Raw genomic sequence first — 7175 nt, 5'->3', positions numbered from 1 at the left:
GTTCGCTGTCGCGCGGTGCTGGTTTTTCGGACGCCGATGAAACCGCCGGTGAGACGGACGAAGCGGATAGTGCCCGCCCCTCGCGCCCGGCTCCCGGCGACGAACAGGCCGCGATCGACCTGGTTCGGCGCAAACTCCGTTCCATGCCCGCCGATCTGGACCGCACCAAGGCGACGCGACGCCTGGTCGACATGCTCGCCCGCCGCGGCTACAGCTCGTCAACGGCCTTCGCGGTGGTGAAAGCGGAACTGTCGCAGGCGGATCGGTGAGGTCCGTGGAGACAAGCGCCGAACTGCCGCGAGGGCGGTACGCGGCGCGTAAGATGATCACGCTCGGCGAAACCTGTTTCAGTGCAAGCTGATTCGCCGCGTCGGTGACGATGTGGATGTGGGGACGGGATGTTTCACCCGGTTCGGGGTGGGAAATCCGGGGAGCAGGGCCGTAGGCGGCCGCCGAACGACGGGGAGGTGGACCCTGGACGCGTTGTGGTCGTTCGTGGTGAACCGGCGGGAGCAATTGCTGGTCGATTCCTATCTGCATGTGTCGGCGGTGGTGCAGTCGCTGGTGCTGGCGACCGTGATCGCGGTGGCACTCGGGATACTCGTGTATCGAAGTCCGCTCGGGTCAGCTGCCGCTACCGCGATGGCGGGGGCGATTCTGACGGTGCCCTCGTTCGCGTTGCTCGGGTTGCTGATTCCGTTTCTCGGGCTCGGCGTCGGGCCCACGATCGTGGCCCTGGTGCTCTACGCGCTGTTGCCGATCCTGCGGAACACGGTGCTCGGGTTGTCGTCGGTGGATCCGGCGGTGACCGATGCCGCGCGCGGTGTCGGGATGAACCGGTTGCGCCTGCTGACCAAGATCGAACTGCCGCTGGCATGGCCGTCCATTCTCACCGGAATGCGGGTCAGCACCCAGATGATCATGGGCATCCTGGCACTGGCGGCCTACGCGAAGGGGCCCGGCCTCGGCAACGTGATCTTCTCCGGACTCTCCCGCCTCGGCAGCCCGAACGCGGTGCCGCAGGCACTCACCGGCACCGTCCTCATCGTCGTGCTCGCACTCGCACTCGACGGCGTCCTGGTTCTGCTCGGACGGCTCACTATTCCGAGGGGAATTCGTGACTGACATCGAAACCACCAACGCGGTACGTGCTTCCGCGGTCTCCGGGGTCGAGATCGTCCTCGACCGGGTCACCAAGCGCTATCCCGAGCAGCCCGAACCCGCGGTCGAGGAGGTCTCCATGACCATCCCGGCCGGGGAGATCGTGGTGCTGGTCGGCCCGTCCGGCTGCGGCAAGACCACCACCATGCGCATGATCAACCGGCTGATCGAACCCACCTCGGGCACCGTCACCATCGGCGGCCGCGACGCCGGCGCGATCGACGCCGACGAATTGCGCCGCGGCATCGGCTATTCGATCCAGCAGGCCGGACTGTTCCCGCACATGACCGTCGCCAAGAACATCGCCACGGTGCCCGGCCTGCTCGGCTGGGACCGCCGCCGCACCGCCGAGCGCACCGACGAGATGCTCACCCTCGTCGGCCTCGACCCCGGCACCTACCGCAACCGCTACCCCCGCCAGCTCTCCGGTGGACAGCAGCAGCGCGTCGGTGTGGCCAGGGCACTGGCGGCCGACCCGCCGGTCCTGCTGATGGACGAGCCGTTCGGCGCGGTCGACCCGATCACCCGTGGGCTGCTGCAGGACGAATTGCTCCGGCTGCAAAGCGAACTCGGCAAGACCATCGTCTTCGTCACCCACGACTTCGGGGAAGCGGTGAAGCTGGGCGATCGTATCGCCGTCCTCGGCGACCGCTCCCGCATCCTGCAGTACGACACCCCCGCCGCGATCCTGGCGGCCCCCGCCGACGAGACGGTCGCCGGGTTCGTCGGCGCGACCGCCACCATCGACCGCCTCGGCCTCACCGTCCTCGCCGACCTCGACCTGGACCAGGGCATCACCGCCACCGACGACACCACCCCCGCGGCCTTCACCGCCGCCCTGCGGGACGCGGACCGCACCTGGGGCATCGTCCTCGACGCCCAGCGCCGCCCGCTCCGGCGAGTGACGACCGATGAACTCGCCCACGCGGATTCGCCGCGCGACCTCGGCACCCCGATCGGCGCCACCCTCCCCGCCGACGCCACGCTGCAAGACGCGCTGGCCGCGCTGCTCACCGAACGCACCGCTTCCGCCGTCGTCGTCGACAACACCGGGACCTACGCCGGAACAGTCACCGTCGACACCCTCATCAACCACCTCGCCGCCACCGAATCGGCGCCGGCATGACGACCGAATCGCATCAATGGCCGGCCTCCTACGAACCTGCGGTGCCCGCAGGCTGCGCCGCGGATGATCGTGGTCCACACAGGGTGTGCCTGGTTCTCGCTGGCTCGGTGTCGGCGAGCCGAACCAACCAGATCCCGGGTGTCCGTGGTGTCGGAGCACAGTGGTCAGCGCTACGGTCACTGGTCGAATCGGACCGGGTGAGGAGATCGATATCGTGACGAATTCTGTTGCCACCTCTGCACGTTCGATCGCCGACGTCCCCGCCGCGACCGCTGCCCCCGCCACCCAGCGGCGCGCGGAATACCTCCGACTGCTGGCTCAGCCGGTGATCGTGCTGATCCTCACCGTCGGGGTGCTGGTCTGGGCCTTCCGGCGCGACCTCACGGTCACCCAGCAGGCCAGCATCAGCGTGAGCAATGTCGCCCAGGTGACCTGGCAGCACATCTTGATCACGGCGGCGGTCGTGCTCATCGTCGTGGTGCTGGCCGTGCCGCTCGGGACACTGCTCACCAGGCACCGATTCCGCCGTCTGGCCCCGATTTTCGTCGGCATCGCCAACATCGGGGCATCGGCGCCGGCGATCGGCCTGATCGTGCTGTGCTACCTGGTCACCCGCACCACCGGGTTCTGGGTGGGTGTCGCGCCGATCGCGTTCTGCTCGCTGCTGCCGGTGCTGCGCAATACGATCCTGGGCTACCAGGAGGTCGACCCCGCCCTGATAGACGCGGGCCGGGGACAGGGCATGTCGGCGGGACTCGTGTTGCGCCGCATCGAGTTCCCACTCGCGGTGCCCTACATCCTGGCCGGCCTGCGGACTTCGTTGGTGCTGGCCGTCGGCACCGCCACCCTGTCGTTCATGGTGAGTGCGGGTGGACTCGGCATTCTCATCGACACCGGTTACAAACTGCGCGACACCGTGACTCTGACGCTCGGCGCGGTGCTCGCCGTCGCGCTGGCGCTGTTCGTCGACTGGCTGGGCGCGCTGGCCGAACAGTTTCTCGGTCCGAGGGGGTTGTGGTGAGATTCACCGGATTGTTGCGCGGACTGGCCCCGGTGCTGAGCGTCGTGGTGCTCGCGAGTTGCGGTCTGCAGTCGGGCGGTTCGGTGCCGCTGCCCGTGGGACCGGGCAGTATCGAGCCGGTGCCGGAACTCGACGGTGTCGCGGTGACGGTGGGCTCCAAGGACTTCACCGAGGCCAACATCCTCGGCTACATGATCGAATTCGCCTTGACGGCCGCGGGCGCGAATGTGCGTGACCTGACCAATATCCAAGGCTCCAACAGCTTGCGCGACGCGCAACTGAACGGCCAGATCGACATCGCCTACGACTACACCGGCACCGGCTGGATCAACTACCTCGGCAAGGAGAAGCCGATCCCCACCGAGGCGGCGCAGTTCGACGCGGTCCGCGACGCCGACCTGGCCGAACACAACATGGTCTGGGCGGCGATGGCGCCGATGAACAACACCTACGCCCTGGTCACGAGCAAGGGCACCGCCGAGGAAACCGGCGTGCGCACGCTGTCGGACTACGCGAAACTCCTCGCGAAAGATCCCGCTGCGGCGGCCACCTGCGTCGGCACCGAGTTCAACGTCCGCCCGGACGGCTATCCCGGTCTGGCTGCCGCCTACGGGATCGACCCGGGCAAGGCCCAGCGCCAGATCGTCCAGGACGCGCTCGTCTACCAGGCCACCGCCGACGCGAAGCAGTGCCGCTTCGGCTCGGTCGCCGCCACCGACGGCCGCATCCCCGCGCTCGAACTGGTGCTCCTCGAAGACGACAAGGCCTTCTTCCCGAAGTACAACGCGTCGCTGGTCATGCACCGCGATTTCGCCGACGCGCACCCCGAGGTCGTGCAGGTGATGGCACCGATCTCCGCCCGCCTCACCAACGAGGTGATCACCGAACTCAACCGTCAGGTCGACATCGACGGTCGCGAACCCGCCGATGTCGCCCGCGACTGGATGGTCGCCGAGGGCCTCGTCACCGCCGGCTGACCCACCGTGCCGGTTTGCCGAACTGTTACCAGTATCTGCCCGAGATGTCCGGAACGCGTGGGTCGCTCACACCAACGCCTCAGCTTCTCGGTCCATGATGGACGGCGGTAGAGACACCGGAAACCAGGACGCGCAGCGGTGGGGGTGCCCGCGTCCAGACTGGGAGGCTGACGCATGACCATCGAATTCCGCAAGGTGACAGTCCTCGGGACGGGGGTGCTCGGATCCCAGATCGCCTTCCAGACCGCCTTCCACGGGTTCGACGTCACCCCCTACGACATCGACGACGCGGCGCTCACCGCCGCACGCACCCGATTCGATGGACTCGCCGCGGTGTATCAGCAGGACGTGGCAGGCGCCGATGCGAGCAACACCGCGGCGACCGCGGCGCGCATCACCCTGACCACCGATCTGGCCACCGCGGCGGCCGAGGCGGACCTCATCATCGAGGCGGTGCCGGAGGTACTCGAGATCAAGCGCGACCTGTACGGCAAGCTCGGTGCGCTCGCGCCCGAACGCACCGTGTTCGCGACGAATTCCTCGACCCTGCTGCCCAGCGACATCGTCGACTACACCGGGCGCCCCGATCGGTTCCTGGCGCTGCACTTCGCCAACCACGTCTGGAAGTTCAACACCGCCGAGGTGATGGGCACCGAGCAGACCGATCCGGCGGTGTTCGCGGCCGTGGTGGAGTTCGCGAAAGCGATCGGCATGGTGCCGATCGAATTGCACAAGGAGAAGGCGGGTTACGTCCTCAACTCGCTGCTGGTGCCGTTCCTGAATTCCGGAATCGAGCTCGCCGCGGGCGGATACGCCGAGCCCGCCGCGGTCGACGAGACCTGGCGCATCGCCACCGGCGCACCCATGGGCCCGTTCCAGATCCTCGACATCGTCGGCCTGACCACTCCGTACAACATCCTGATCAACGGCAGCGCCGCCCACAAGAAGCTCGCGGCCTGGCTCAAGGAGAACTACATCGACAAGGGCAAGCTCGGTGCCGCCACCGGAGAGGGGTTCTACCGCTACAGCGCATAGTCCCGCTCGACTTTCCGGAACGGACAGAGGAGACGGATGTACTACAGCAGTGGCAATTACGAAGCGTTCGCCCGGCCGCGCAAACCCGAAGGGGTGGACGCCAAATCGGCCTGGTTCGTCGGTGCCGGGCTGGCCTCGCTCTCCGGCGCGGCGTTCCTCATCAGGGACGGGCAGCTGGCAGCCGACAAGATCACCGTGCTGGAGCGGCTGGCTCTGCCCGGCGGCGCGCTCGACGGCATCAGGGAACCGAAGAAGGGGTTCGTCATTCGTGGCGGGCGCGAGATGGAGAACCACTTCGAATGCCTGTGGGACCTCTATCGTTCGGTGCCGTCGATGGAGATCGAGGGCGCCAGCGTGCTCGACGAGTTCTACTGGCTCAACAAGGACGACCCGAACTTCTCCCTGCAGCGGGCCACCGTGAAACGGGGCCAGGACGCGCACACCGACGGCTTGTTCACTCTCACCGATCGCGCGCAGAAGGACATCGTGAAGGTGTTCCTCGCCACCCGCGAGCAGATGGAGAACAAGCGCATCGACGAGGTGTTCGGCCCGGACTTCCTGGCCAGCAACTTCTGGCTGTACTGGCGCACCATGTTCGCGTTCGAGGAATGGCACAGCGCGCTGGAGATGAAGCTGTACCTGCACCGGTTCATCCACCACATCGGCGGCCTGCCCGACTTCTCCGCGTTGAAGTTCACCAAATACAACCAGTACGAGTCGCTGGTGCTGCCGCTGTACCGGTGGCTGCTCGACCAGGGTGTGCGATTCCGCTTCGACACCGAGGTCACCGACGTCGACTTCGACATCAGCGGGCCACGCAAGCAGGCCACCCGGCTGCACTGGGTGTCCGAGGGCGTCGAGGGCGGGGTCGACCTGACCGCGGACGACCTGCTGTTCGTCACCATCGGCTCGCTCACCGAGAACTCGAACGAGGGCGATCAGCACACTCCCGCCCAGCTCGACGAGGGACCTGCCCCGGCCTGGGATCTGTGGCGGCGCATCGCCGCCAAGGACCCCGCGTTCGGCCATCCGGAGGTCTTCGGCGGCCACATCCCGGAGACCAAATGGGAGTCGGCCACGGTCACCACCCTCGACGAGCGCATTCCCCGCTACATCCAGAAGATCTGCAAGCGAGACCCGTTCAGCGGCAAAGTGGTCACCGGCGGCATCGTGACGGCGAAGGACTCGTCCTGGCTGATGAGCTGGACGGTGAACCGGCAGCCGCACTTCAAGCAGCAGCCCGCCGACCGGATCGTGGTGTGGGTGTACGCGCTGTTCGTCGATCGGCCCGGCGATTTCGTGAAGAAGTCGATGCAGGACTGTACGGGCGCGGAGATCACCCAGGAATGGCTGTACCACCTGGGTGTTCCCGAAGCCGAGATCCCGGAGATGGCCGCGGACGCCGCGACGTGCGTCCCGGTGATGATGCCGTATGTCACCGCGTTCTTCATGCCGCGCCAGGCCGGTGACCGCCCCGACGTGGTGCCCGCGGGCGCGGTGAACTTCGCCTTCATCGGCCAGTTCGCGGAGACCACCCGCGACTGCATCTTCACCACCGAGTACTCGGTGCGCACCGGTATGGAAGCGGCCTACACGCTGCTCGGTGTCGAGCGGGGAGTGCCGGAGGTCTTCGGCTCCACCTACGACATCCGGTCGCTGCTCGCGGCGACCAGCAAGTTGCGCGACGGCGAGGAGATGAGCCTGCCCGGACCTGAGTTCGTCCGCAATCGACTGCTGAAGAAACTCGACGACACCGAGATCGGGCCGCTGCTGCGCGAATTCGGCCTCATCGGCGAGGACTAGGAAACAACGATCGGGGCCCGATCCGGACGGATCGGGCCCCGATTGTCGTGGG

General features: G+C 67.1%; 6 protein-coding genes and 1 pseudogene. All 7 read left to right on the top strand.

What is annotated here, in order from left to right; translation table 11 throughout:
- Positions 1-269, top strand: a pseudogene (locus ACFWF3_RS18085) (hypothetical protein); the annotation flags it as partial.
- 205 nt (positions 270-474) lie between these two features.
- On the top strand, positions 475-1125 hold the full coding sequence (locus ACFWF3_RS18080; protein ID WP_378628265.1) for an ABC transporter permease: 651 nt from the start codon (positions 475-477) through the stop codon (positions 1123-1125).
- Entirely contained in the window at positions 1118-2287 is a 1170-nt protein-coding gene (locus ACFWF3_RS18075; RefSeq protein ID WP_379314542.1) for an ABC transporter ATP-binding protein, read from the top strand. The genes ACFWF3_RS18080 and ACFWF3_RS18075 overlap by 8 nt, the downstream gene beginning before the upstream one ends.
- 247 nt (positions 2288-2534) lie before the next feature.
- Positions 2535-3308 carry an ABC transporter permease gene (locus ACFWF3_RS18070; protein WP_379314543.1) on the top strand — a complete coding sequence of 258 codons (774 nt, stop codon included), beginning with the start codon at positions 2535-2537 and terminating at the stop codon, positions 3306-3308.
- Positions 3305-4285, top strand: a complete 981-nt coding sequence (locus ACFWF3_RS18065) for a glycine betaine ABC transporter substrate-binding protein (RefSeq protein ID WP_379314541.1) — start codon at positions 3305-3307, stop codon at positions 4283-4285. Before ACFWF3_RS18070 ends, ACFWF3_RS18065 begins: the two co-directional genes overlap by 4 nt.
- A gap of 174 nt (positions 4286-4459) precedes the next feature.
- Positions 4460-5320 (top strand): 3-hydroxyacyl-CoA dehydrogenase, encoded by an 861-nt coding sequence (locus ACFWF3_RS18060; RefSeq protein WP_379314540.1) that lies wholly within the window; start codon positions 4460-4462, stop codon positions 5318-5320.
- Between the two features lie 36 nt (positions 5321-5356).
- Positions 5357-7123 carry an oleate hydratase gene (locus ACFWF3_RS18055; protein ID WP_379314539.1) on the top strand — a complete coding sequence of 589 codons (1767 nt, stop codon included), beginning with the start codon at positions 5357-5359 and terminating at the stop codon, positions 7121-7123.
- Positions 7124-7175 lie beyond the last annotated feature (52 nt).

This window comes from Nocardia sp. NPDC060220 (assembly GCF_042727815.1).
Classification (GTDB): domain Bacteria; phylum Actinomycetota; class Actinomycetes; order Mycobacteriales; family Mycobacteriaceae; genus Nocardia.
Note: the sequence above shows the minus strand (reverse complement) of the source record. Positions and strands in the feature narration are given on the sequence as shown.

Bases quoted from the DNA above. Each gene is read 5' to 3' on its own strand.
- ACFWF3_RS18060 (WP_379314540.1), top strand. From the start codon at position 4,460: ATGACCATCGAATTCCGCAAGGTGACAGTCCTCGGGACGGGGGTGCTC.
- ACFWF3_RS18055 (WP_379314539.1), top strand. From the start codon at position 5,357: ATGTACTACAGCAGTGGCAATTACGAAGCGTTCGCCCGGCCGCGCAAA.